General features: G+C 39.1%; 25 protein-coding genes and 1 pseudogene. 21 read left to right on the forward strand and 5 right to left on the reverse strand.

Annotation, left to right across the window (positions count from 1 at the left end; genetic code table 11):
* The first annotated feature begins 203 nt into the window (after positions 1–203).
* The 4 genes from efeO (at position 204) to C9J31_RS10285 (ending at position 4623) form a co-directional block, all read left to right on the forward strand.
* Positions 204–1070 (forward strand): iron uptake system protein EfeO, encoded by an 867-nt coding sequence (efeO, locus tag C9J31_RS10270; protein ID WP_107949077.1) that lies wholly within the window; start codon positions 204–206, stop codon positions 1068–1070.
* A gap of 6 nt (positions 1071–1076) precedes the next feature.
* Positions 1077–2336 carry an iron uptake transporter deferrochelatase/peroxidase subunit gene (gene efeB / locus C9J31_RS10275; RefSeq protein ID WP_107949079.1) on the forward strand — a complete coding sequence of 420 codons (1260 nt, stop codon included), beginning with the start codon at positions 1077–1079 and terminating at the stop codon, positions 2334–2336.
* The gene (locus C9J31_RS10280; RefSeq protein WP_107949081.1) at positions 2311–4029 is read left to right on the forward strand and encodes an FTR1 family iron permease; all 1719 of its coding nucleotides are present in this window, start codon (positions 2311–2313) and stop codon (positions 4027–4029) included. Before efeB ends, C9J31_RS10280 begins: the two co-directional genes overlap by 26 nt.
* A gap of 261 nt (positions 4030–4290) precedes the next feature.
* Positions 4291–4623, forward strand: coding sequence for a DUF3139 domain-containing protein (locus tag C9J31_RS10285; RefSeq protein WP_193767054.1), 333 nt, complete (start codon positions 4291–4293; stop codon positions 4621–4623).
* A gap of 362 nt (positions 4624–4985) precedes the next feature.
* Here the strand turns inward: C9J31_RS10285 and C9J31_RS10290 are convergent, their stop codons facing one another.
* On the reverse strand, positions 4986–5852 hold the full coding sequence (locus C9J31_RS10290; protein WP_107949085.1) for a pentapeptide repeat-containing protein: 867 nt from the start codon (positions 5850–5852) through the stop codon (positions 4986–4988).
* Between the two features lie 374 nt (positions 5853–6226).
* Between C9J31_RS10290 and C9J31_RS10295 the strand changes: the two genes are divergently transcribed.
* The 8 genes from C9J31_RS10295 (at position 6227) to C9J31_RS10330 (ending at position 12354) form a co-directional block, all read left to right on the forward strand.
* A complete protein-coding gene (locus tag C9J31_RS10295; RefSeq protein ID WP_054768485.1) occupies positions 6227–6520 on the forward strand; it encodes a PadR family transcriptional regulator in 294 nt (97 codons plus the stop codon).
* A 5-nt stretch (positions 6521–6525) separates the two neighbouring features.
* Entirely contained in the window at positions 6526–7626 is a 1101-nt protein-coding gene (locus C9J31_RS10300; RefSeq protein WP_238602092.1) for a DUF2812 domain-containing protein, read from the forward strand.
* Positions 7627–7656: 30 nt separating this feature from the next.
* Positions 7657–8514, forward strand: coding sequence for a patatin-like phospholipase family protein (locus tag C9J31_RS10305; RefSeq protein ID WP_107949090.1), 858 nt, complete (start codon positions 7657–7659; stop codon positions 8512–8514).
* Between the two features lie 150 nt (positions 8515–8664).
* On the forward strand, positions 8665–9453 hold the full coding sequence (locus tag C9J31_RS10310) for a hypothetical protein (RefSeq protein ID WP_238602086.1): 789 nt from the start codon (positions 8665–8667) through the stop codon (positions 9451–9453).
* Entirely contained in the window at positions 9450–9806 is a 357-nt protein-coding gene (locus C9J31_RS10315; protein WP_107949094.1) for a GntR family transcriptional regulator, read from the forward strand. The genes C9J31_RS10310 and C9J31_RS10315 overlap by 4 nt, the downstream gene beginning before the upstream one ends.
* A gap of 10 nt (positions 9807–9816) precedes the next feature.
* Positions 9817–10512, forward strand: coding sequence for an ATP-binding cassette domain-containing protein (locus C9J31_RS10320; protein ID WP_107949096.1), 696 nt, complete (start codon positions 9817–9819; stop codon positions 10510–10512).
* Positions 10513–10517: 5 nt separating this feature from the next.
* Positions 10518–11438 carry an ABC transporter ATP-binding protein gene (locus tag C9J31_RS10325; RefSeq protein ID WP_107949098.1) on the forward strand — a complete coding sequence of 307 codons (921 nt, stop codon included), beginning with the start codon at positions 10518–10520 and terminating at the stop codon, positions 11436–11438.
* Complete coding sequence (locus tag C9J31_RS10330; RefSeq protein WP_238602087.1) at positions 11407–12354, forward strand: ABC transporter permease; 948 nt, start codon at positions 11407–11409, stop codon at positions 12352–12354. The genes C9J31_RS10325 and C9J31_RS10330 overlap by 32 nt, the downstream gene beginning before the upstream one ends.
* Positions 12355–12494: 140 nt before the next feature.
* Here C9J31_RS10330 and C9J31_RS10335 read toward each other — a convergent pair whose 3' ends face one another.
* Positions 12495–12698 carry a DUF6366 family protein gene (locus C9J31_RS10335; protein ID WP_107923865.1) on the reverse strand — a complete coding sequence of 68 codons (204 nt, stop codon included), beginning with the start codon at positions 12696–12698 and terminating at the stop codon, positions 12495–12497.
* A 207-nt stretch (positions 12699–12905) separates the two neighbouring features.
* Positions 12906–13673 (reverse strand): sporulation protein, encoded by a 768-nt coding sequence (locus tag C9J31_RS10340; protein ID WP_107949102.1) that lies wholly within the window; start codon positions 13671–13673, stop codon positions 12906–12908.
* A 111-nt stretch (positions 13674–13784) separates the two neighbouring features.
* Between C9J31_RS10340 and C9J31_RS10345 the strand changes: the two are divergent.
* Together C9J31_RS10345 and C9J31_RS10350 are read left to right on the forward strand one after the other, a co-directional pair.
* Positions 13785–14436: pseudogene (locus C9J31_RS10345) on the forward strand (LysR family transcriptional regulator).
* A gap of 359 nt (positions 14437–14795) precedes the next feature.
* Positions 14796–15119: a YnfA family protein gene (locus C9J31_RS10350; RefSeq protein ID WP_107923740.1), complete on the forward strand. Its 324-nt coding sequence runs from the start codon at positions 14796–14798 to the stop codon at positions 15117–15119.
* 526 nt (positions 15120–15645) lie between these two features.
* On the opposite strand, the gene nhaC is transcribed toward C9J31_RS10350, so the two are convergent.
* Both nhaC and C9J31_RS10360 read right to left on the reverse strand, forming a co-directional pair.
* Positions 15646–17028, reverse strand: coding sequence for a Na+/H+ antiporter NhaC (gene nhaC, locus C9J31_RS10355; protein WP_107949103.1), 1383 nt, complete (start codon positions 17026–17028; stop codon positions 15646–15648).
* Positions 17029–17228: 200 nt separating this feature from the next.
* The gene (locus tag C9J31_RS10360; protein ID WP_107949105.1) at positions 17229–17999 is read right to left on the reverse strand and encodes a sulfite exporter TauE/SafE family protein; all 771 of its coding nucleotides are present in this window, start codon (positions 17997–17999) and stop codon (positions 17229–17231) included.
* A gap of 426 nt (positions 18000–18425) precedes the next feature.
* Between C9J31_RS10360 and C9J31_RS10365 the strand changes: the two genes are divergently transcribed.
* From C9J31_RS10365 to C9J31_RS10395, 7 genes are all read left to right on the forward strand, one after another.
* Positions 18426–19046 (forward strand): DUF47 domain-containing protein, encoded by a 621-nt coding sequence (locus tag C9J31_RS10365; protein WP_107923737.1) that lies wholly within the window; start codon positions 18426–18428, stop codon positions 19044–19046.
* A 15-nt stretch (positions 19047–19061) separates the two neighbouring features.
* Positions 19062–20078, forward strand: coding sequence for an inorganic phosphate transporter (locus C9J31_RS10370; protein ID WP_107949107.1), 1017 nt, complete (start codon positions 19062–19064; stop codon positions 20076–20078).
* A 306-nt stretch (positions 20079–20384) separates the two neighbouring features.
* The gene (locus C9J31_RS10375; protein ID WP_107923735.1) at positions 20385–21083 is read left to right on the forward strand and encodes a response regulator transcription factor; all 699 of its coding nucleotides are present in this window, start codon (positions 20385–20387) and stop codon (positions 21081–21083) included.
* Positions 21080–22525, forward strand: coding sequence for a HAMP domain-containing sensor histidine kinase (locus C9J31_RS10380; protein ID WP_107949111.1), 1446 nt, complete (start codon positions 21080–21082; stop codon positions 22523–22525). Before C9J31_RS10375 ends, C9J31_RS10380 begins: the two co-directional genes overlap by 4 nt.
* A gap of 2 nt (positions 22526–22527) precedes the next feature.
* Positions 22528–23601 (forward strand): LolA family protein, encoded by a 1074-nt coding sequence (locus tag C9J31_RS10385; RefSeq protein WP_107949112.1) that lies wholly within the window; start codon positions 22528–22530, stop codon positions 23599–23601.
* A gap of 10 nt (positions 23602–23611) precedes the next feature.
* Complete coding sequence (locus C9J31_RS10390) at positions 23612–23833, forward strand: hypothetical protein (protein WP_054768491.1); 222 nt, start codon at positions 23612–23614, stop codon at positions 23831–23833.
* 107 nt (positions 23834–23940) lie between these two features.
* Positions 23941–24879 (forward strand): MBL fold metallo-hydrolase, encoded by a 939-nt coding sequence (locus tag C9J31_RS10395; RefSeq protein WP_193767055.1) that lies wholly within the window; start codon positions 23941–23943, stop codon positions 24877–24879.
* Positions 24880–24890: the final 11 nt, after the last annotated feature.

The following is a 24890-nucleotide window of genomic DNA, read 5'->3' on the forward strand; positions in this document are numbered from 1 at the left end:
AATTATGATAATCATTATCATTCACATATAAAGTGAAACTTAAATCGCTGTGGGGGTCTTTATACCCTATCGATTAGTAGTCGAACGAATCAGGTACTGCCGGGTGCTTACTCTGTCACTGAAACGAGCTGGACTTCAGCTTGATGTGGTAGACGTAGCAACCGTTTGTACGGGATAAACTAATTCGGAAGTAGGTACTTAGCATGAAAAACAAATCATTACTGTCAGTATTAGTGGTAGGTGGCATTATTATGGCGGGTTGTGGTAATACAGAAGAAGCCAAAAATGAAGAAAAACCAGCGACAGAGCAGGCACAACCAACAGCAGAGGTTGATTTAACTACTGAGCTAACAGCTTATCAACAGTTTGCTTTAGAACAAATGGATCAATTTCTCATGGAAACAGAGAACTTTGTGAAATTATTCAAAGCAGGTGATATAGAAGGAGCAAAAGCTGCATATGCTCCTGCGCGTATGTATTTCGAACGTTCTGAGCCAATCGCTGAGAGCTTTGGTGACCTTGACCCACGCATTGATGGTCGATTAGCTGATATCCAAGAAGAGGGTAAAGGTGAAGAAGAATGGACTGGCTACCACAAGCTTGAATATGCGCTGTGGGAAGAAAATACAACAGCTAGTTACGAAACAGTAGCAGATCAATTACTTGCAGACGCCAAAGAATTACACGCACTTGTACAAACGGTAGAAGTAACACCAGATTTAATGATGACGGGTGCAGTTGACTTATTGAATGAAGTATCGACTTCTAAAATCACGGGTGAAGAAGAAATCTACTCACACACGGACCTATATGACTTTAAAGCAAATATTGAGGGTGCAGAAAAAATCTTTGAAATTCTTCGTCCTAAATTAGAAGCAAAAGATAAAGAGTTAGTAGCAACATTAGATGAAAAATTCAAAGCAGTCGATGATTTACTAGCACAGCATGCAACAGCTGATGGTGGCTACATCTCTTATGAAGAATTAACTGAAGAACATACAAAAGCTCTCGCAGCAGCAGTTAACCAACTTGGTGAACCATTAAGCCAAATGGGAATTATTTTGGAGTGATGAATAATGACAGCGTCAAACGATGAAAAATGGATCGATAAAAAAATATCTCGTCGTGACATGTTAAAGCTATCTGGTATCGGAGTGGCAGGGGTTGCTATTGGTGCTTCTGGCTTTGGCGGTGTTATGAAAGCTATGGGTTATGGTGTCTTCGAGCCTGTAGCAGATAGTATAACAGCACGTAACAAAGTAGATTTCTATGGTGCGCATCAATCGGGCATTATTACACCTGTACAAACGCATATTTATTTTGCTTCTTTAAATGTCTTAGTTACATCCAAGAAAGAGTTACAAGAGTTGTTCCAAAAATGGACACCTCTTGTTGTGCGTTTAATGAATGGCGAATTAATCGTGGATTTAACGACAAATACAAGAATACCGACAGGGGATACAGGTGAGGCAGAAGGGTTAGATGCTGCCAATTTATCTATTACATTTGGCGTTGGTCCGTCACTTTTTGACAAACTGGGCATCTCTCACTTGAAACCAGCAGAACTAGTAGATTTACCGCACTTCCCAAAAGACCAGTTACAAAAAGAATTTACGGGTGGCGATCTGTGTATTCAAGCGTGTGCAGATGATCCGCAAGTTGCCTTCCATGCTGTGCGTAATTTAGTGCGTGCTGCGTCTGGCAAAGTGGAGATTAAATGGTCGCAGGCAGGTTTTAACTCATTCCCGGCAGGTGGAGGGACACCTCGTAATCTATTTGCCTTTAAGGATGGCACGGTAAACCCTGCCATTACAGATGACAAAGATTTAAATAAAGTTGTGTGGGTGGATAAAGGCTGGTTGAAGGGCGGCTCATATTTAGTAGCACGTAAAATCCAAATGCATCTTGAAACGTGGGATCGTACTTCTTTAAAGGACCAGGAAGCAACATTTGGTCGTTATCGTGATAGCGGTGCCGCATTCGGTAAAACAAAGGAATTTGAAGATTTCGATGTAGAAGCGAAGGACGACAAAGGCGAGTATGTAATGCCAGATACATCCCATGTCCATTTAGCAAGGAAATCAGGTGCGCGGATACTACGCCGTTCGTATTCTTATGCTTCAGGTGTCATGTCCAATACAGGTGCCCATGATGCTGGGCTATTGTTTGTATCATTCCAAAAAGATCCCGCTCAGTTTACTACGGTGCAAAATAGTTTAGGGCGCATGGATAAAATGAATGAATATATTACCCATCGAGGCAGTGCCGTGTTTGCGTGCTTCCCTGGTGTACAAAAGGGGAGTTATTTAGGTGAAGCACTTTTTAACGCGCTGTAGCATCATCCTTTGTTTGTTAGTGGTACTTGCAGTGCCAGTGCAAGCAGCGCAGTCTTACAGTCACTTATACATTTCTATTAGTGATGCCCTTATGAATACAAAGCAGGACAAGGAAGCAGAAGCAAAGCAGGCACTTAAACAATTTACAATCGACTGGGCTGCCGTTACATCTAAACAAACCGAAGCGCAAGAAAAGGTTGATAGCATACTAGCACAAGCAATAGAAGCAACATCTAAAGAAGAGCGTTTATCGGCCTTATCGGCCTTATCGAATGCCTTACGTTCACTAGAAAAGATAGAAAATCCAGTGGATGAAGCGGCACAGCGCGCAGAATTTGGCACGAAATTTAAACCCATTATGTCAGAGTTTGAGAAAGCTCTAGCTAGTGGCGACATCACTGCAATCGATGCTGCGTACAAGGAATTCAATGTTAGATGGAATAAAAACGAACGGCCTGTTCGTGAGCAAAGTATTGCTATGTACGGACAAATCGAAACACAGATGGCCTTCTTACGCATTACAATTTCCGCTGAAGAGCCGGATATCGCATTAATGCAGTCACAATACGCTGAGCTAAAACAAACGATTGAGGATTTTGTGGCGGGAGAAGAAACAGCACAAGTTGTAGAAGGCGAGTATTCGCTCACAACTTTGATTGCCTATATTGATGAGGCAAATGATTTCATTGATGCAGGCGACTATAAGCCTGCATCCGATAAAATTCGTGAATTCATTACAATTTGGCCAAGCGTAGAAATCGAAATTTCAACTCGCAATAGTAGCCTCTATACGAAAATCGAGAGTGATATGCCAATACTTGTGAGTGACTTATTAAAAAGCCAAGTCGATGAAGAAATCGTTAAAAGTAAGTTGGATACTTTCCGTACTGAAATAGAACTGATACAAGGTGATACTGACTATACGTTGTGGGACTCTGCATTAATCTTGCTACGAGAGGGCTTAGAGGCACTGCTCATCATTTTAGCGTTGGTTTCGTTTTTAAATAAATCCGGTCAAACAGCCATGGGTAAGTGGATTTATGTTGGGGCGTTTGTTGGGGTATTATTGTCGGCTGTAGCAGCTATTTTAATGTCAACGATTTTTAACTCTGCTACTGTTGATGCGAATCGTGAAATGATGGAAGGCTATGTTGGTCTACTTGCTGCTGCAATGATGATTGGCGTTGGTATTTGGCTTCATAGTAAATCAAGCGTAACGAGCTGGAATCGATATATTTCAAAACAGATGGGCAATGCCATTTCAAGTGGCTCAGTATTCGCAATGGCTTCTGTCAGCTTCTTATCGGTGTTCCGTGAAGGAGCAGAAACATTGGTATTTTATGCAGGAATTGCCCCTAAAATGGAAGCATCTCAATTTGTGTTAGGCATTGTAGTGGCACTCGTCATCTTAGCTGTCATAGCTATTGTGTTATTTAAAGCGAGTGGCAAAATTCCAATTCATAAGCTTTTTGCCGTGGCAACGGTGTTAATTTATGTCTTGGCATTTAAAATTATTGGTGTTAGTTTGCATACCTTACAATTGACAAATAAAATTTCTACAACAATCGTGGATGGTCTGCCAGTGGTTAGCTTCATAGGCTTCTATCCAACGGTGGAAACAATGATTGGACAAACGATTTTACTTGTTTTAGTTATTGTGACGATTCTATATAAGAAGAAACCAAGGAAATAACGAAAAGCTGTGGCCTCAAAACCACAGCTTTTTATTATGAAAGGCTTTGTTTTTATGAAACTGCCACTTCACGACTTTCCTATTTTTCAAGCTTGAGCGAAAAGAAGGTACAGACTGTATGAAACGAACTTTACGATACTATTAAGGCAATTAATAGCGTAATAAATATTTTGGGGATAATTGTCAAAATGAAAGCTATAATGAGAAAATGGAAAAAATTTTTTATCAATCATTGAGCAGGACTTGATGAGGGAATGTAAAATGAAAAAGTTTTTGACTGTTACGTTAGTCATTGCGTTACTAGCTCCATTTTGTACGGTACAAATCAACAAGCAACTGTATGCTAAACGAATCGAAAACTATTTGATAGAGGATATGACTTATCGGAAGGAAGCAATACAATCTATTGAATGTAAATGGCACTTTGCAGGTCTTCCAAGTTATTGGCTAAACGTTGTTTTTGCGGATGAACCAAATGTCGTCTATCTTTATTTTGCTCATAATAAAGACCGTGTAGGGCAATTTGAGCATCAGACACTTGATGGGACGACACTTCCGACAGAACAATTAAAGCACTTTAAGTCATTCGTTTAAATTTAACAGGGCCCGATTATGGAGTATCCGCTACTCGAAAGTTAAGCGAATTTGGCATAAAGTCTGGATTACGCTTATTCAAGTTTAACAGCACCTATGGAAAATATGTATTGTGGTTAAAGCGAAGGTCATTAAGACTTGCACCTCAAGTGGGTGACTAGCAATCCGTGGGGATGAAGGAAATCCCCACTGACTAAAGGTCCACTTTACCCTGCATGAACGGTCAGTAAGGCGCCCACCTTAAGTAGAAAGATGACAACGAGTCCTCTAGATAGTCAATCAACTGACCGTAAAAGCCCGATTGATTCAACTATCAAACAGGGAGGAGAAGAAAATCCCCATTGATTAAAGTTTCATTTTCACTAGTCGTTCCAATGAGAAGGTCGCTTCAAATGAGCTGGCAATATTGTTTTATGATTGCCCTTCGCTGAATTAATTTGCATTTGTGTAAGAAACATACTAGTAGATAGATTTGCACCGCTTAAGTCGGCATCTCGTAAATCCGCACCAATAAAATCGACGCCTCGTAAATCTGCGTTTTGCAAATTAGCGGCAATTAGATAGGCTCCTCGTAGGTCAGTCGCTGTCAAATCTTTGCCTTTGAAGTTTTTCCCAACCCAATCGACTCCACGATAGTTGTATTTACGCTTAGTTTTAGCGTCAGAAACCTTAGAAATTAAGTGATGGCGAATGTGTTCGCTAGTTTCTAAAAGTAATGCATTAATAGGCATTCGATATGTCATAATATCGATGGCTAACAATGTATCTGCATCTTGTCTTGTTAAGTGCTGTAATTGCTCGAATTGGTTGTGTAGTTTTTCAGCCAAGGAACTTGACACCTCATAAGACAATGCCTCTGCCAAATACGCCATCATTTCATATAACTGTTCCATAATTGGAAAGACACGAAACATGTTCTCAGCAATTTGTGGATGTTTTCGCCAGTCTTGTCCCTTAAACGTAGTTTGAGAAACCATCTGACCTGCTCCTAAGCAATCAAAGACGGTACAGCCCTTAAAGCCTTTTTCTCTCAGGCTACTGTGAATATGACAGCTATAATCTGCCTGCAAGTGAAGGCAGGGTGTGCCCGCTGCCTTATTCATTGCAAAATCACTAGAAGCCACAATATTAAGCGCCGTGCAACAAAGGCCAAAGCAGTTCTGACATTCTGCTTGTAAGCTCACTCTCATTTTTTTCGCTGTGTTACCTTTAATTTTTCCGCCAAACATAATTGTTTCCCCTCTTAACAAATAACTGAAAATAGAATTCTATTTTTATTTTACATGATTTTTATTAAAATAACTTAACTTAATGCTGTCAAAAATGAAATTTATCCCGCAATAACGGTCAGTAAGACGTCCATCTCAAGTGGAAAGATGAGAACGAATCAACTAGGTGGTCGATCAACTGACCGTAAAAGCCCGATTGGTTCAACTAACAATCAGTGGGGATGAAGAAAACCCCCACTGATTGAAGTTTCACTTTATGCCAATAATTAATTTGAAACAATATGTCACGGTGTGATATAGTCGAGTTACGACATAGTCACAGTGCGACATGTGGAGGTAAACAATTGGAAAAGTTATTAAAAAAATATGTACCGATGACTGAAACCGCATTTTATATATTATTATCGCTTACTGAGCCTCATCATGGGTATGGCATTATCAAACGCGTAGAAGAATTAACGAACGGTCGTATAAAGCTTGGCTCGGGCACCATATACGGTACGCTAACTAAAATGCAACAGGACGCAATGATTTCAGTCTTTGCGGATGAACGCAGAAAAACCATCTATGAAGTAACGACAATTGGCAAGCAAGTGATGCAGGCTGAAATGAATCGTTTAAAGGAAGTACATGCGCATGTATTACGCTTTGAGGAGGATTTTAGGTGAAGAGGATGAAATGGCTGTGGAGCTATCAAATCGATAAAACTGAAAAATGGCTAACAGATATGGCGAGTAAGGGCTATCATTTATGTGATTTTAATGCGGTGACACGTATGTTTACCTTTGAAGAGGGGGAACCAAGTGCAGTAGCATATGCGATTCGTTTGGATAAAAATATGTTGCCCAATGCTTTGAGACAGGCGGGATGGCAGGTAGTGACGTCTTCGAGTCGATGGCAATTTATGGAAAATGAGCAAATGACAGAGGCTCCTGTCTATCCATCTCGGGAAACCATTGTAAAACGAGCTAGACTGCATACGTATTTATTTATCCTAATAGGCATATTTTTTGTAACAGCACAGTTGAATATAATTATAATAACGGCAATCATGTCGAACGTGATTGGCGGTATAAGCTGGTGGTCGATTGCTATACCTCTTGCTATTATTACACTTTTCATTAGCTTATCTATTTATGTGTACAGGGCATACCGAAAGTTTGAAAAACAAGAAATGGATATGATTGTTCCTAAGATAGGCAGCGGGCGAAAGGTGCGGAAATTGAAACTTGGCTGGATGTATTTACCGCAGCAAACGAAGGCATGGCTCGAGGAACAAGCGCGACTTGGATTGGAATTAGAACGTGTGACTGCGGTAGCTATTTTTACATTTCGTGAAACGGGAAGCAAGTGTATTGCTTATGAAGTTAGCTTTGAGCCAAAGGTTGATAGTAGCTTCTTTACCATCCATAAGGAAATGGGCTGGCAGTTAAAGTTTACATCCAACATCACGTGGCTCCATTATTCGATTTGGGCAATGCCATATGAAAATGGAGAGAATACACCGGCATTGACCTATGATCCTAAAGAGAAGATTCGTGGTATGAAAAAAGCATTATATATGAGTGCAGGCATTGGGGGATATTTGCTCCTAGTTCTTGGTTTTTCTTTATATACGAATTTTTATAGAATGACAGAGTCCTTTTTTGAATGGTCGATTGACGGTGTATTACGTGTGCTGTTGATTTTATGTGTGGCATTGTGGGTAACAATACTTTCCAGAGCAATAATTGGCTATTTCAAAGAATTGAAAATGATCAAAGCAGGACTGTAAATAGGGAATATAGAGTGAAAGAGTGATGGGATGCTACAGGTCAATGTGGAAAATGCGAGTTTAATATTAGAGGGTGGTACGTTTCGCACGTTGTTTACATCGGGCGTTCTAGATGCCTTTTTAGAACATGATATTATGATGCCTTATGTCGTGGCAATTTCGGCAGGTGCCATCAATGCATGCTCTTATGTATCACAGCAAAAGGAACGTTCCTTACGTGTATTGATGGATTATCGACATGATAAGCGTTATATGGGCTTGAAAAATTTTCTTAAAGAGAAGAGCCTATTCGGCTTAGATTTTGCTTATAATGTGATTCCGAATCAGTTAGATATTTTTGATTGGGATACGTACCAGCAATATAAGGGGAAATTACTTTTTGGTGTAACGAATGCAACGACGGGGCAAGTAGAGTATATGGATGCTCGAGAAATGGATCGACAATGTATGATGTTACGTGCTACATGTGCCATTCCTATCCTATTTCCGGAAATAAAACTAAATGATACTGCCTATTATGATGGTGGGTTAGCTGAACCTATACCGATTCAGCATGGCATTGAGAGAGGCTTTGACAAACATGTGCTTGTGTTAACGCGACCAAAGGGTTATCGAAAAAAGCAAGATAGGCAAAGCAAGTGGGCAATGCGATTACTTGCGAAGCGTTACCCGAGTTTAGTGAAAAGTATGGAAAAACGGGCCGATCATTATAATGCATCGTTGGCGTATTGTGAGCAGCTAGAGGAGGAAGGTAGGGCATTTATATTCCGTCCTACTGAAGCATTAAATAGCTTTGAGAAAGATACTACACAAATGCGTTCCAATTATGAAATGGGTTATGAACAAGCTTTGCAGCAAATGGCAGCACTCAAGCAATTTTTAAAATAACAGTTGCCATGAACTAACAGCAAGTGATTATTATAGTAAAAGGAAGAAGGAAGAGCACTGTTCTTGACAGGCTCTTCCTTCTTCCTTTCTTTGTCTATTGCAAATTATTTCGTCATAGTGTAATATGTGTCTAGTACACTATGACACGGGGTGTTTTTATTGAAAAAATTTTCAGGTCTAATAAAGAAGGAATGGGTGCTTTATAGAGGAAGGCTTTTTTTCACAATCATTGGAGGACTTGCGCTTTCGCTCGTAGTTCCCTATTTATTGCTACGTTTTGGAGACGGTTTTACAACGGCGCATCAACAATTATTCTTTCTCTTCACAATACTTGTATTAATGCTGGGTAACTTTTATGCCGTATTACAGTTTTTCACGAGTATGCGTTTTGATTTAAAGGCGAAAGAAATGTGGCTCCATTCAACGAGTTCCATAGCGCAACTGGTTGGTGTGAAAATTATTTTCACATTAATCGGGTATGCAATATTCAATCTACTCTTTACGTCGCTCGCGCTTTATTTTGTAAGAGAAAATTATGTGGCAACTTTTGGGGAAGTCCTATTGTTACTGTTCCTCATTGTAGGAATGATTGTGATGTTCCAATTTGTCTTGTTTGTGATACTCCTACTGTTCTTAGCATTTTATCTACAAATGAAGCATTTTATAGGTCGTTTTGCCATCGTTATTGCCATTCCTGCGTTTTTCTTGAGTATGGATGTATGGTTCTGTTTTACAGAGAGTTCATTTTATGATAAAATTTTCCGGTTCGGTGAAATTCGAATTAGTCGATTGGAACAATATTTACCAAAAGCTGAAGTGCCAACCATGCAAATTGAACTTGGCTCGTTGTACTTTGTGGAAGAATTCTTTTTTATCATCGTACTTGCACTCCTTTTTATCGTCGCAACAAAGTGGCTTGAGAAGGTGGTATTGCGATGACATTAGATTTTTCGCGTGACAAACCAATTTATAGTCAGCTCGTAGATCGCATATGTGGCGATATTCTGAAAGGGAAGCTATTACTTGGGGACCGACTGCCTTCTGTTCGAGAATATGCTGTGGAAACGGGCGTGAATGTCAATACCGTACAACGTGTGTATAAGGAGTTGGAAGCGATGGATTTAACGGAAACTAAACGCGGTCAGGGGACATTTATTACAACCAATGAAGAGCGAATAGTAGAACTACGAGAAGATATGAAAAATTTATTAGCACAAAATTTTTTGACTTCCATTGAAGCACTTGGGTTTTCAAGGGAAGAAATGCTCGTTGTTTTACAAAAGAAATCGTGAGGTGAAATAAATGTTACAGTTATCCAATGTTTCTTTCCGTTATTTAAAAAAGCCTATTATTCAAGACGTGACTTTTTCTTTTCCTACGGGGCAAATCATCGGACTTGTTGGTGAAAATGGCAGTGGAAAATCGACGTTATTAAAAGTTTTGACAGGCTTGTTGCTGCCATCGAGTGGGGAAGTACTGTTGAATGGGCAATCTGTTACGCGTAGAAGTGCTAGTCAGATTGCGTATTTGCCAGACACCGATTTGTTTTTTGATTTTTATACGGGCGAGCAGCTATTTCAGCACTACGCCTCGCAGTTTGAAGATTTTTCCTACGATAAGGCCTGTATCGTTGCACAATTTTTGCATGTTGATATGGATACCAAGTTAAGGAATTTATCAAAAGGTAACCGAGGACGAATGAAAATGGCGGCAACGCTTGGCCGAGAGGTGCCGTATTATGTGATGGATGAACCATTCGCGGGTCTTGACCCAATTGTTCGTGAAGAGTTAATCAAAGGGCTGATCCAATTTACAGATATTGAACACCAAACCATTATTTTATCGACTCATGAGGTATACGAAGTTGAACCAATTTTAGATCAAATCATCCTTTTGCAAAATGGCGCTATACTTGCGCATGATGAAGTGGAGACTATTCGAGATGTCACGAATAAGGATGCGCTTCAATGGATGAAAACGTACTATAGGAAAGGGTGAAATCCATGCAACAACCAATTGTCCAACTACAAAACTTATCAAAAACCATAAAAGGTAAGCAATTGATTCACAATTTAAATATCGATTTATATCCAGGGCAGATTACTGGATTTTTAGGACCAAACGGAGCAGGGAAGACGACAACGATTCGGATGATGACCGGACTCATGCATCCATCAGAAGGAAAAGTCATTATCGACGGCCAATCTTTACAAGAGCATTATGAAGAAGCTATTAGTAAGGTTGGCGTCATTGTAGAAAATCCCGAAATGTATAAATATATGACGGGTTATAAAAACTTACTGCATTTTGCACGAATGCATAAAAACGTGTCAAAAGCGCGTATTGATGAAGTCGTAACACAAGTCGGATTAGAAAACCGCATTCATGAAAAAGTATCGACGTATTCACTTGGGATGCGTCAACGTCTGGGCTTAGCTCAGGCACTTTTACACCGACCAAAATTCTTAATATTAGATGAGCCGACAAATGGCCTTGATCCTGCAGGGATTCGAGAGTTTCGGATGTATTTACGTAAAATTGCAACGGAAGATGGCGTGTCTGTTTTTGTATCGAGCCATTTACTGTCAGAAATTGAGCTCATGTGTGATCGCGTAGCCGTTATTCAAAATGGGCAATTAATTGACATACGTGAAATAAAAAATGATACAGCTTCATTTTATTATATTGAGGCAACACCGAGTGAACAGGTTACAGCACAGTTACAAAAACTGGACCACAGCTTTACGGTAGAAAATAATGGTGTCGTAGTGGAGATAAAGAAAGAAGACATTCCTACCCTTATGACACAGTTCGTAACTGAAGGTATTCAGCTATTTGCTGTTCAACCACATCAAAAAACATTAGAAGATCAATTCTTGGAAATGACAGGAGGTGGGCAAATTGTTGAAGCTAATTCAAAATGAATGGATGAAATTATGGCATAAAAAAGGAACTTGGGCGATGGTCGCGCTGTTAATCGTTGTGATTATTGGACCAGGTATCATGATGAAGTATTATGAATCAAAGACTGCCGAAGACTTGTCATGGCAAGAAAATGAACAACAAACGATTACAAATTATAAAGAGTCACTAACAAATGAAGAACTTACTGTAGAAGATAAAAAATATTTCGAAGAGCAAATTGCCCTTGCTGAATATCGTTTAGCAAATGATGTACCAAATCAAACGGAAGGAAGCCTCGAAAGTTTTATGTCATTTACTAGCAGTATGCTGACTTTAGTGACATTATTTACAGTGATTACGGCAGCGAGTATCGTATCGAATGAGTTCTCAACAGGTACGATTAAAATGTTGTTAACACGTCCGATGACTCGCGCAAAAATATTAACCTCTAAATTAGTTACTACTTTCCTATTTGGACTATTTTTATTCGTAGTGAATGTCATTGTCAGTGCAATTGTAGGATTCGTACTATTTGGTGTAGCAACGGGCACGGAGTTAGAAATGGTGAATGGTCAAATTGTTGAAAAGGCAGTATGGGGCGATTTAGCTTATCATTATTTACTGTCTGCGGGTGACTTTGTCATGTCTACCTTGTTTGCCTTCTTAATTGGCTCTGTCTTCCGTTCAAGCTCATTAGCAATCGGCTTAACAATGTTTTTATCATTTACGGGGACAATGATTGTCATGTTCTTAAGTAAATATGAAATTGTGAAATACGTGTGGTTAACACATTCGAATTTAACGCAGTATGAAACGGGTGGTTTAATGATTGAAGGTATCACAATGCCATTCTCTCTTACTATACTCGCTATCTACGCAGTGATTTTCCTTGTGATTAGCTACTTGTCCTTTATGAAACGTGATGTAACAGCATAAAAAAGACGCGGTATGAAAATGGTGATTTTCATACCGCGTTTTTTAATCATAAAAAAACCAACGCGCTAACAAAACTAGCATCTTCGACACAACGTGCATTTTTTGTTTATTAAAAATGAAAATTCTGTAAATTTAAACTGCTATTCATTAAAAATAATTTTGTATATTAGGTATCCAAAAAATAACACTAAAATTAATATCCCTATATCTTTCACATTCATACCTGTTAAATTACCACTATTTCCACTATTAAAGGCATCGTTTAGTGAACCACTAGGATTATTTTTTAACTCCTTTTGTTTTAACCGTTCTCTTTTTTCTGCTGGTGTTTCTTTTGAATCCATGTCATCACCTCCAGTTTGCATTTATGCTTGCCTTAATTATATTCTACTTCATTCTAGCCCCATATTACGTACATCGTTTCTCAACAACCGTAAGAAAAAAAGAAAGATATATATAATGTAAATCTTTCTTCTGTCGTATAAATAAAATATTGATATGAATTAACTTGTTAAATCATAGGCTCACTACGGATAAAAACAGCTGTAAGTTTATAGATGTTTCATAATGATTTGTTGTAGATTTGCTTGTATATTTGGTAAGTCCTGTGTTGTAATGGTCGTTCTTACATAGCTTTCATCCATATCCAATGCTTCAGCAAATAAACTACCTAGCCCTTTAGCTTTTCGGTCAATTTGCAATAATAGCTCGACTGAATAATCAGATTGTGCAAGAAATACAAGCTCAAGTTCATCAAGATGGCGTCGGTAGCTACCAGTCGGTACAAATTCAAACTCCTGTACGAATGGGAACTTTCCACGCAAGCGAGTCGAAGCCTGTTCACATTCTGCTTCACGTAAACGGAAGCCAAGGCCACTTACGGCATCGAGCACACTTTCAGCAAGCTTGGTCGGCTGAACACGAATATAGTCTTTGTCATTCGGGTCAACAGCATTTTTAATATCGAGCCCAGTCTGAACCCATACTTGTGTTTTGCCAGCTGTAATAGGCGTATCAATGGGGAGTGTCAATGAAATGGGCATCACCTTATGTTCGCCAGCAGCTATTGTAAATGGTTCTGTTACTTTTATTTTTTGAATAGCGGCCATGTCTGTATACTTCTTATCGTTCGCTTCTCGTAAATAAGTAGTATGAACTGAGACATAGATGGCATCAATTTGCTGTTCGACATGCCCACCACGTACCATGATTTCCCCGTGCATGACTTCGCCCGCTCTGTATGTAGCCTTCTCTAATTTCGTATCAACCGTTGCTGCTCCAATACCGATACTTACAAGTGCTTTGTTGAATAAAGACATGTGAATTCCTCCTATAGCATTTAGATAGCTATTTATACGCACGATTTTAGAAAAGGTTTCAAGCCGCTCAAAAATTTCGTTATAATGGGGAAAAAACAAAAGAGGCATACTATGGAAACAGAGTGGTTACGGACTTTCATTGTAGCAGCAAAAACAGAGAATTTTCGCGAGGCAGCAGAAAAATGCTTTGTCATGCAATCAATAGTTACGAAGCATATACAGCATCTAAGAATCGGGATGCTACATACAATATTTTTCCTTTTAGGATTTTCAATTATATTTATTTTTTTAGGCTACAGCTCGTATCAAGATTTACTACGCCAAGTGGGTGCAATATTAATTGTCATTTTCGGTTTGATGATTATTGCTGTAATCTCACCAAAATTCTTGATGAATGCCAGGAAGAATACAGTTTAACAATCGACCAACAGGCTATATTGGTTCTTTCTTCATTGGACTTGCATTTGCGGCAGGGTGGACGCCGTGTACTGGCCCCATCACAGGTGCCGTGTTTATGATGGCATCACAAAATCCAAATGTAGGAAGGCTCTATATGCTTGCGTTCGTTTTAGGGTTTGCCATTCCATTTTTCCTGTTATCACAAGTTGTTACGAAAGGTGCATGGCTTCGAAAATACAGCCATAAGATAACAAAAATCGGTGGCTATATAATGATCGCGCTTTTGCTCCTGCTCTTTTTCGATGGTTTGACCTATATTATTATGTGGCTAAGCCCTTTCTTTAATGGATTTTCAGGTTTTTAATTTAGGGGAATAGTGGACGAAATATTAGTTTTGGCACGTGGTCACAAAAGTAGATCGTTTGTATTCATGTCAACTAACGTATGCTATGTGCAAGGGATGGTTGATTTAGTGCTTTCCTGTTGTCTTTGATTGAAACTGCCTTATAAAGGTTGAAAAAATATTAACAAAAGAATTTCGCGTTATTTCTGTGGTTCACCTACAGGAAAGGGCGGGATTTTTTTGCGTCAAATCTTATGGCAATCGCCGCTTTTTTGCAAAACGCCATCTTGATTGCAATGCTCAGGACTACAACTGGTTTAAAAATGCTACAATTTGTTTGTAATGAACAACACAAAATTTTATATAGGAAGTGTCAAAAAATGACTTATGCAATCATCTTATTTATAGTAGCAGGCATTGGAGAAATAGGAGGGGGCTATTTAATTTGGCTGTGGTTAAGAGAAGGTAAACCTTTTTACTGGGGAGTATTAGGCGGTGTGGCTTTAGCATTATATGGCGTGGTGGCTACATTTCAGTCTTTCCCAACCTTTGGAAGAGTTTATGCAGCCTATGGTGGCGTTTTCATTGTACTTTCTATTTTATGGGGATGGGGCATTGATGGGAAAAAACCTGATGTCTTGGATTGGGTTGGCGCAGGGATATGCTTAGTTGGCGTGATGGTCATATTATTTCCACGTGCATAAATCCAGAGATTACGGGCTTACAAGACCAGTTCAGCAAGTAACCTCCCTTGTTTCTAATGACATAAATTACTGTGCGAAAGCCAACCAAGACCCCCAGGCACAAATAGCCGTGGGGGTTGCTTGTTACTGGCGGAAAAATCCTTGGGAATGGATAATTCTACTGTTGTTTATATGCTATAAATCGTAAACGCCAGTAATCAATCATCCATTGCTTTAATATTTCCTGACATTTTGTATAGACTCGTTCTTTGTCATTGGCCGATAAATGCTGCAGTATATTATTGCTAAACATGACTAACCAATTGCGTAAGTCATCTTCGCCTTGAAGTGGCGTTGGACGCTCATATAATGTGATGACTTAATGAGCCTGAAATTATGAAGAATTAGCGTTGCACCCGATAACACCAAATCAAATGTTAGTCAGTGGAATATATTGACAAGATATTTTATAAAATGGATGGGAGATCACTAGGGAAACGGGATAGACAAGAAAATAGGTAGCTGAAGTATTCCTCAGCTACCACTGTTATTTTTCTAGTTTTGTTAATGTTTTGCCACTCCAACCGAATGCCACTGTTAGAATCGGACCGAGTAAACAGAAGAAGGTGAAAGGTAAGTAACTTGTCGTTGGTATATCTAGCACGCTGGCGATGAAAATCCCACACACACTCCATGGTACGAGCGGATTGACAACAGTACCAGCATCCTCCATCACACGGGAGAGGTTTTTTGGTGCAAGGCCAACCTTCGCAAACTGCGATTTAAAGGCCTCACCAGTAAGTAAAATGGACAAATACTGTTCCCCAATTAATGTATTGATACCTATTCCTGTAATTGCAGCACCTGTAATGACGGAGCCAGCACTTTTAAATAAGCTTTCAACTTTTCCTAAAATGCTTTGAATAATGCCGAGTGTGAACAGTAATCCACCCATAGTTAAGGCTAGTAATACTAACGCGATGGTAAATAACATACTATTCATACCGCCACGAGTAAGTAATGCATCTACTTCTTTATTGCCTGTTTCAGATACATAGCCTTCAAAAAGCATGTTGAAGACATTCGTAAGGGCAAGTGGTTCTTGTATGTAGGCAAGTCCAACACCAACCATCGATACGACAGCAAGTGTAATGAGCGCAGGCGCTTTATAAAATGTCATGATAACAAGAACAACAATAGGTAATAACGTATACCAATGAATATGCCCCGTTGACAGCAAGCCATTTTTAAAATGTTCAACTGTTTCAAAGGAAGTATCTGCTCCAGATGGCGATAAAATGGCGTACAGCACGAATGAAATGATGAAGGCAGGAATCGTCGTCCAGCCCATATTTTTTATATGCTCGAAAAGGTCTACACCAACCGTACCTGATGCTAGATTTGTTGTATCAGATAGGGGAGACATTTTATCACCGAAAAAAGCACCTGAAACAATGGCACCTGCCGTAATTGCTAGTGAAATATCCATTGCACCTGCAATGCCCATAAAAGCCACTCCGACAGTTGCGACTGTTGTTAACGAGCTACCAACGGAAATGCCGACGATGCTACAAATAAGAAAAACGATGGCAAAGAAAAAGCTTGGTGAAACTGTTAGAAAGCCGTAGTAGATGAGCGTTGGAATTGTGCCACCCATAATCCAACTCGAAATTAAAATGCCAATGAAGAAGAAAATAAACACTGCGCCTAGTCCGGCACTTGCACCAGCTATCATCCCAGCTTCGAGCTCACGAAACGGCACTTTTTTCATTAGTCCATATGCGATTAAAATTGAAATGACAAGGACAATTGGAATATGAGGTGTTGCTTGAAAAACCCCAATGCTAATAGCCATAGCGGCAATAATTAATAGTATAATGAAGCCTGCCTCCAAAAATCGAGGGTTATTTTTTGCTTCAATTCGAAACATGCTAATCCTCCTAATAAATACTTCTGCGCTTCAATGCGGTGAAGCCCAAAAGTATTATAGCACGCTAATAAATATTGTCAATTGATTGAAAATTCCGTCATAAAGTGATGGTTTTCTTCATCCTCCGCTGATTGTTCGTTAATGTGGGATAAAGAAAACGGTAGCGAATGGTCTGCACGCCACCGTTTTCTAATACTGAATCATTCATTTGGACCAAAATAATCCCAAGCATTCTTCACAATTAATAGACATGTCATAGCGATGAAAATAATGCGCATAATTTTAGTATCACGTTTTAACGCAAATTTTGAGCCTAAAATTGCACCGAAAATCATCACGAAGCCCATTGGCAAGCCGTATAGAAAATTAACTTCACCTAACGCTAAAAACATCGCAAGAGCTGCTAAATTAGATGTAAAGTTAAAAGCTTTTGCGTTGCCCGCCGCCTGCAAGAAATCATTGCCCATCATTAATAGTATGAAAATGAAAAATGAGCCTGTGCCCGGGCCAAAAAAACCATCATAAAAGCCGACTACAGCAAAGGCCGCAATAAAGGCGATTTTTTTCGTTGTAGTTAAAAGCTTTTGCTCAGCATGATGTCCCCAATCTTTTTTTAAAATGGTATAAGTAGCTACAAGGACGAGCATAACAAGCATGAGTGGCTTTAAGATTGCTGGTGAGACAAGATGCACCGTGTATGCACCAATCAAAGAACCGATAAAAATAAACGGAAGAATTTTACCGATTTTTTTAACATCAACTTTGCCAGCACGTAAAAAGGTAAGCATACTTGTCCCATTGCTAATTGTATTCGCTAGTTTGTTTGTGGCAATTGCTGTGCTCGGTGGTAAACCAACCGCCATTAAGGCTGGTAATGAAATAAGACCACCGCCACCGACGATTGCATTCAAAAAGGATGCGATAAATCCAAAGAATAGAAGTGTAGCAAGAGACAGTAAATTGATGTCCATATGTATTCACATCCTTTTATAAATAGTGGAGCTCATTTACATGATGGCAGGAAAATACCATCTTTCTACTAAGCGTACTGTGATTTGTAAAAAATAACAATGGTGCTTCGACATATTTCGCTAATAAAAGACGTTTACAATTCCTTAACATTTCGTATAATTCAAAAATAGTATGAAAAAAATTTTTTCAAGTATTTTTATAAAAATAAAAGAAAAAACGGTAATATTTAAAGCGAAAACAGTGTTTTTGCTAGAGGATTTAACGCTTTTTAAGTAAAGTGAAGTCCTTCGAATGTAAATGTGGCGATTTTTATATTACAATTTTGTAAATTCAATTCTTTTATGTTTAAAGTTCTGTAGAATTGTGTAAAGGTTTTGTTATGATGATGCAGAAATCGACAATCTATTTTCAACAGGAGGAACTTTATGTTCAACTCAAATAAGCAAGATCCATTTTTTCAAGCGTTATTAAAAATCTCTCAAAATGTAAAAGAAGGAATCTACTATGCACATAATGCGCGCATTCAAGATATAGATGCCTTAAAAGAAATAGCAGATACGATGAAACAATATGAAACAAGTGGAGATAAACTAATCCATGAGCTTATCGTTATGCTAAATAAATCATTTATGACGCCTATTGAACGTGAAGATATTTTAGCTTTAGCCAATAAATTAGATGATGTAATCGATGGTATGGAAGGCTGTATTGCACACTTTAATATGTATAACTTAACAGAAGTGACAGAGCCAATGCGCCAGTTCTTAACATATATTGCGAAAAGTACGGATGAAATGGTCCAAGCAATGGAATTATTAAACAGTAAAAAACTTGTGGAAATGCGTAAACACGCAATTCAAATTAAAGATTATGAGCGTGAATGTGATGAAATTTTCCGTTCTTCTATGAAGCAATTATTTATCCAAGAAAAAGATCCAATGCGCCTCATCGTGTTCAAAGATATTTACGAACAATTTGAAGATATTGCAGACAGCTGCCAAACCGTAGCAAATACAATTGAAACAATAATTATGCGTAATGCGTAAGATGGAGTGTACTAAATGGATACGATATTACTGATAACAATATTAGTCGTTATTTTTGCGCTTATTTTTGACTTTATTAACGGTTTCCATGATACTGCCAATGCGATTGCAACCTCTGTATCAACACGTGCGCTAAAGCCACGTACGGCTGTCTATATGGCTGCTGTTATGAACTTCGTTGGTGCGATTACGTTTGTTGGTGTGGCAAAAGCTTTAACGAAGGACATTGTTGACCCGTTTACATTAAATGCCTATGATGGCGATATTACAGGGTCAGTCGTTATTTTAGCGGCTTTACTTTCAGCTATAACATGGAACTTATTAACATGGTACTTTGGGATACCTTCAAGTTCTTCTCATACATTAATCGGTTCAGTAGCAGGTGCGGCGATTGCGGCGGCTGGCTTTAGTGTATTAAATTACACAGGTTTTATTAAAATTCTTCAAGCACTTATTTTCTCGCCATTACTTGCGTTTGCAGCTGGTTTCTTAATGATGTCACTCTTTAAAGTGTTATTCAAAGATATGAATTTATACCGTACTAATAAGGGCTTCCGCACAATGCAAATTGGGACAGCGGCTTTGCAATCTTTTACACATGGTACGAATGATGCGCAAAAAGCGATGGGGATTATTACATTGGCTTTAATCGCAGGTGGCTTGCATCAAGGGGATGACATTCCATTCTGGGTACGTTTTGCAGCGGCTACTGCGATGGGTCTTGGAACATCGGTGGGTGGTTACAAAATCATCAAAACAGTCGGTGGCAAGATTATGAAAATCCGTCCAGTGAATGGTGTGGCAGCGGACCTAGCATCTGCTTCCATCATCTTTGGGGCAACGTTAATCCATTTACCTGTATCCACAACACATGTAATTTCTTCTTCTATTATGGGTGTGGGTACTGCACATCGTGTAAAGGGTGTCAAATGGGGCATGGCACGTAAAATTGTGACAACTTGGGTCATTACAATGCCAATCTCAGCAGTAATGGCTGCTTCGATTTACTTTATATTAAGCTTGTTTTTTTAATATATAATAAAGGAATGCACAATTTGTGTGCATTCCTTTTTTTATTTGAGAAAATGAGAGAGTGGCGGATAGAGCTGCTCAAATGATGGATAGCCCCGCTGAAATGACGGATAGAATCGCTGAAATGGCGGATAGCCCCGCTGAAGTGACGGATAAAACAACTGAAATGACGGATAGCCACGTCAAAGTCCATGGGCCCAGCAGATTGTACATGCAAGAAAGTCCATCTATGGTAAATATAAAGAAAGTGTAAAGTTCGGAGAAAAACCTTTTTCGCATAGTAAGGTTAGTACAGGAGGAAAACAGATGACAGAAAAGCTATTACTGATCGAGGATGATACCGCCATAGGCCGTATTGTGAAGGATACATTGGTCCAAGAGGGCTACCTGGTCACTTGGGCGACAACAGGGCTTGAGGGGCTAGCTGATTTTCATGCAGATACTTTTGACTTAGTATTGGTGGATTGGATGCTACCTGAGATGGATGGTCTGACTGTTTGCCAAAATATTCGTTGGGACAGCGATGTACCAATTTTAATGATGAGCGCACGTAAGGAAGAGGCAGATAAGGTGGAGGGCTTGCAGGGCGCTGATGATTATATCGCAAAACCTTTTAGCTTAGAGGAGTTAAAGGCACGTGTGGCCTCCCATTTACGTCGTTGGAAACGTTATAACAAAAAAGAAGATAGCGAGGACATCACAGCATTTGCATATGGCTTGGCGATTGATTGGCAAAGAGAAACAGCGAACCTTGAAAATACGGAGATTGCTTTAACACAAAAGGAATTTGCCCTGTTGAAGTTACTTGCGAAAAATCCAAGTCAAACATTTACTAAGGAAGAGCTCTATCAGCACATTTGGCAACAGGCAAGTGTAGATGAAACACATACAGTCACGGTACATATTAAGGCGCTACGAGAAAAGTTAAAAGACCCAGTCAAAACGCCACATTATATTCAAACGGTATGGGGCAAGGGCTACCGCTTTATTGGTGAACCATTATGAAAATTAAAACTTGGTTATTGATTACTTTTTTCATCGTCATGATTGTACCGATTGGTGGAGCATATGGCTTATATGTGTGGATCAATGCTTATTATCACGATAAATATGTTGCGGAATACATTGAAAAGTGGACTGCCCTCAATCAAGTAAAGTCGGTATTAGCAGAGCCAACGCTGTACGAAAAAAAAGCGGATTTGCAGGAGGTTGAAGCGCTTGTAAATGACCAACTTGCAATTACGTTGTACTCTAAATCAGGTTTTGTTTTCTATTCCTCTAATCCATTGACCTCCGCATTTATCTCAAAGGATATCGTTTTAAAGGACTTATACGAATTACAGCAAAAATACAATGCCTTTACGTATAAAGAACCTGTGTATCTAAAAGGGGATTTAGTGGGCATTTACGAAATCCACTTAGTGAGGGCGGACTGGGTACAAGGCGTAGAAAAACGCCTATGGCTAGTAATAGCAAGCATTGTTACACTTTTTCTTGCCATCTATACAGCTGTTATTTTGCTGCTAAACCGGAAGTTAAATCGACCTTTGCATAAATTAATGCAGCAAATGCGTGCCTTTGCCAAGGGAGAAGCAGTAGAGCATAATTTAGCGATAAGGAAAGATGAAATCGGTGAACTAGCAAATACATTCCTTGCTATGCAAAATGAGATTGAAATTGCCCGTGCTCATTTAAAAGAGGAGCAGCAGCAAAAGGAACTGATGATTGCAAGTATTTCACATGATTTGAAAACGCCACTAACGTCTATTCAAGCATATGCAGAAGCTTTGCAAAACAAGGCATTGACAGCACAACAGCAGGACGAATATCAACAAGTTATTTTTACAAAGGCTGAAACAATGAAGCATATGCTAGAGGATTTACTCATGTATACATTATTGCAGTCGACAAGCTATAATTTAGAACTTGTTGAGGTCGATGGGACAGAGTTTTTTGACATGGCGCTCTCAGATTATGAAACACTTTGTAAGGATAAAGGCTATACGCTCGATGTGATTTGTGAGGTAGATGGAATAGTTGCCGTGCATCCGAAGCAATTACAGCGTGTGTTAGATAATTTAATGAGCAATGCTTGGCGCTACGGTGAAATTGGTAGCACAATTGGTTTAGCTGCAGTAAATGCTGGAACGTATCCTGCATGGTGCTTTGATTTTGTAAAACCTGCTCTTACGAAGCACGACGGCATGTATATGATTGTGCAAAACTGCGGACAAGGCGTGAAGGAAGAAGATGTAAAAAAATTATTCGAACCGCTGTACCAAGTAGATAATGCTCGTACTGTAGTAGGGCAACGTGGTACGGGTTTGGGCTTAAATATTGCCAAACAAATAATAGAAAAACATGGTGGGACTGTAGAACTGGTATCACAAAAAGGTTACGGTACAGCAGTACTGTGCTGGTTACCACCATATATAGGAGAGAATTAACAATGAATTGGAAAAAATCATTACGTGCAGTGGGCTTAGTTACTGCACTGACATTTAGCTTAGTTGGTTGTAATACGCAAGGATCCTATTCACCTCAGGAGATTATAGATCAAGCATTACAGGAAACAAAAGAAGCAGATACGTATTACGGGGAATATACAATGGATATGGGCGAGCTTAGTGGGAAAGCACAAGTTAAAGAGTGGACTAAGGATGGAAAACGACGTATTGAGATGACTAGTGAAAATGGAGAGCATATTATTTCGGTCAATAATGGCTCACAGCTAATTACGTATGATGTAGTAGGCAATACTGTGCATAAAATGAATTATGCTGAGGGTGCATTCGATGGGCTCCAATCACCAAAAGATCAGGCAGAAATTTTGTTCAAAATGATGAAGGATTCTCATGATATTTCGATTGCAGGTGAAGAAAAAATTGCAGGAAGAGATACGTATCGAATCGTGGCAAAGGCTAAAAAAACAGATACATTACTTGGCGATATGGAAGTATGGATTGATAAAAAAACGTGGCTGACGTTAAAAACAACAACTAATAGTGCTGGAAATAAAATGACGACCGAGTACACAAAATTGGATGTTGATAAAAAAATTGATGACGCACAATTTACTGTAGATATTCCAGAAGATGCAACAGTGGAGGAAATGAGCGAGGAAGATTATGCCTCGGAGACGGTAACACTGGATGAAGCGATAGTGCAACTAGGTCAATTTTTAATGTTACCTGAAGCAGAGGGATTAACAGTGCATACAATTTCGTTGGATAAAGGATTAGAGGAGCGCCCTGAGTTTACATTTGAATATGTAAAGGAAGAGGTACAGCAATTTTCAGTTTCAGTTTTTAAAGTTGACGCAAGCCATGCGGAACTCGATAATATTCCAGGTGAGAAAGAAATCGAAGTGCGTGGCCAAAAAGGTACAATAATGGATACAGAAAATTTCCGTTATATTAGCTGGCAGGAAAAGGGCTATCAATATGGAATTATCATTGAAAACCCAGAATTAACAACTGAGGATATTTTAGCTTATGCACAACAAATGACTGTTGTTCAGTGAGGTGGCATATATGCGGAAGGCTGAATTTATAAAATGTCTGGCATTGTTTTTATTTAGCACAGGTTTTTTATATGGAGTAGGGGAAACATACAACGTTACATGGCTACAATTTCAACTTGTCGGTGAATTTCATGAGGGAGGCTTTTATTTCAGCTTCAGCTCACTGATTCCATTGCTAGGTGGGATACTTATTGTGGCACTATACGAGAAGATGTTTAAACGATTTATATAATCAAGAGAAAATCCACTCAATAAGAGTGGGTTTTTTTGCTTCACCGCCAAGCAACAAATGCTATAATATGTAAAAATATAGTTGCCAGAATAGGGGATGGTGGATGTGTGATAGACACAGAATATTTTACGCTACATTCTTTATGTGAAGGCGTATATGCGGCTATCGCAAAGCCAGGTCAAGGTGCTTGGAGCAATGCGGGGATTGTTGATTTGGGGGATGAATTACTTGTTTTTGACGCGCTTGGCACACCTTCAGCGGGGAAGGAATTACGGTGTCAAGCTGAAAACATAACTGGCAAGAAAGTAAAGTACCTTATCAACAGTCATTACCATGGAGATCATGTCTTTGGCAATCAAGTGTTTATGGACACAACGATCATAGCTACTTCATTAACCCATAAATGGTGTGAAGAAAAAAATAAGATCGATGATGTAGAAAAGGAAGAGAGGGGTATGGAACATTACCTTCTAAAATTGAACAATCAAATTGATGCAACAGATGATGCCATTTTAAAAAAGAGCTTAATAAACCAATTTAATGAAATGTCAAAAGTATTAAGGGACCTACATAATATGAACATTTTGCTACCATCAGTCCTCTTTGAGGAAAAATTGATAATAAAAGGTGCAAGCCGAAGTGTAGAATTGTATTGTTTAGGTGGAGGTCATTCACCGAGTGATACCTTTATGTATTTACCCACTGAAAAGATAGCATTTATGGGTGATTTAATAACAGAAGATTTACACGTCCCGATATACGACTCTACGGAATTTTTGTCTATTTTGCAGGTAGTCAAACAAATGGATATCGAAATGATGGTTCCCGGTCACGGGGGCATTGGGAGAATGGCCATGTGTGATACAATATTAGATTATTTATCTCTATTAATTCAAAGAGCAACAGAAGCTCATCATAGTAAAATAACACGTGAAGACTTTATCGCTGACTTTGAAATACCTATTCAATATCAACAATGGCAAGGTGTAAATGGCATAAAAGCAAACCTGTCAAAGGTATACACTGACCTACAGCCTACACGTTAAAAGGCCCTGTA

Source organism: Lysinibacillus parviboronicapiens (assembly GCF_003049605.2).
Taxonomy (GTDB): domain Bacteria; phylum Bacillota; class Bacilli; order Bacillales_A; family Planococcaceae; genus Lysinibacillus; species Lysinibacillus parviboronicapiens.

What these genes read in the sequence shown, in the direction of transcription:
- efeB (WP_107949079.1), top strand. Translation starts at nt 1,077, where the DNA reads ATGACAGCGTCAAACGATGAAAAATGGATCGATAAAAAAATATCTCGT.
- nhaC (WP_107949103.1), bottom strand. Translation starts at nt 17,028, where the DNA reads ATGTTTCGAATTGAAGCAAAAAATAACCCTCGATTTTTGGAGGCAGGC.
- efeO (WP_107949077.1), top strand. Translation starts at nt 204, where the DNA reads ATGAAAAACAAATCATTACTGTCAGTATTAGTGGTAGGTGGCATTATT.
- C9J31_RS10370 (WP_107949107.1), top strand. Translation starts at nt 19,062, where the DNA reads ATGGATACGATATTACTGATAACAATATTAGTCGTTATTTTTGCGCTT.
- C9J31_RS10375 (WP_107923735.1), top strand. Translation starts at nt 20,385, where the DNA reads ATGACAGAAAAGCTATTACTGATCGAGGATGATACCGCCATAGGCCGT.
- C9J31_RS10390 (WP_054768491.1), top strand. Translation starts at nt 23,612, where the DNA reads ATGCGGAAGGCTGAATTTATAAAATGTCTGGCATTGTTTTTATTTAGC.
- C9J31_RS10335 (WP_107923865.1), bottom strand. Translation starts at nt 12,698, where the DNA reads ATGGATTCAAAAGAAACACCAGCAGAAAAAAGAGAACGGTTAAAACAA.
- C9J31_RS10290 (WP_107949085.1), bottom strand. Translation starts at nt 5,852, where the DNA reads ATGTTTGGCGGAAAAATTAAAGGTAACACAGCGAAAAAAATGAGAGTG.
- C9J31_RS10365 (WP_107923737.1), top strand. Translation starts at nt 18,426, where the DNA reads ATGTTCAACTCAAATAAGCAAGATCCATTTTTTCAAGCGTTATTAAAA.
- C9J31_RS10305 (WP_107949090.1), top strand. Translation starts at nt 7,657, where the DNA reads ATGCTACAGGTCAATGTGGAAAATGCGAGTTTAATATTAGAGGGTGGT.
- C9J31_RS10380 (WP_107949111.1), top strand. Translation starts at nt 21,080, where the DNA reads ATGAAAATTAAAACTTGGTTATTGATTACTTTTTTCATCGTCATGATT.
- C9J31_RS10315 (WP_107949094.1), top strand. Translation starts at nt 9,450, where the DNA reads ATGACATTAGATTTTTCGCGTGACAAACCAATTTATAGTCAGCTCGTA.
- C9J31_RS10340 (WP_107949102.1), bottom strand. Translation starts at nt 13,673, where the DNA reads ATGTCTTTATTCAACAAAGCACTTGTAAGTATCGGTATTGGAGCAGCA.
- C9J31_RS10295 (WP_054768485.1), top strand. Translation starts at nt 6,227, where the DNA reads ATGACTGAAACCGCATTTTATATATTATTATCGCTTACTGAGCCTCAT.
- C9J31_RS10325 (WP_107949098.1), top strand. Translation starts at nt 10,518, where the DNA reads ATGCAACAACCAATTGTCCAACTACAAAACTTATCAAAAACCATAAAA.
- C9J31_RS10385 (WP_107949112.1), top strand. Translation starts at nt 22,528, where the DNA reads ATGAATTGGAAAAAATCATTACGTGCAGTGGGCTTAGTTACTGCACTG.
- C9J31_RS10300 (WP_238602092.1), top strand. Translation starts at nt 6,526, where the DNA reads ATGAAATGGCTGTGGAGCTATCAAATCGATAAAACTGAAAAATGGCTA.
- C9J31_RS10350 (WP_107923740.1), top strand. Translation starts at nt 14,796, where the DNA reads ATGACTTATGCAATCATCTTATTTATAGTAGCAGGCATTGGAGAAATA.
- C9J31_RS10360 (WP_107949105.1), bottom strand. Translation starts at nt 17,999, where the DNA reads ATGGACATCAATTTACTGTCTCTTGCTACACTTCTATTCTTTGGATTT.
- C9J31_RS10285 (WP_193767054.1), top strand. Translation starts at nt 4,291, where the DNA reads ATGAAAAAGTTTTTGACTGTTACGTTAGTCATTGCGTTACTAGCTCCA.
- C9J31_RS10320 (WP_107949096.1), top strand. Translation starts at nt 9,817, where the DNA reads ATGTTACAGTTATCCAATGTTTCTTTCCGTTATTTAAAAAAGCCTATT.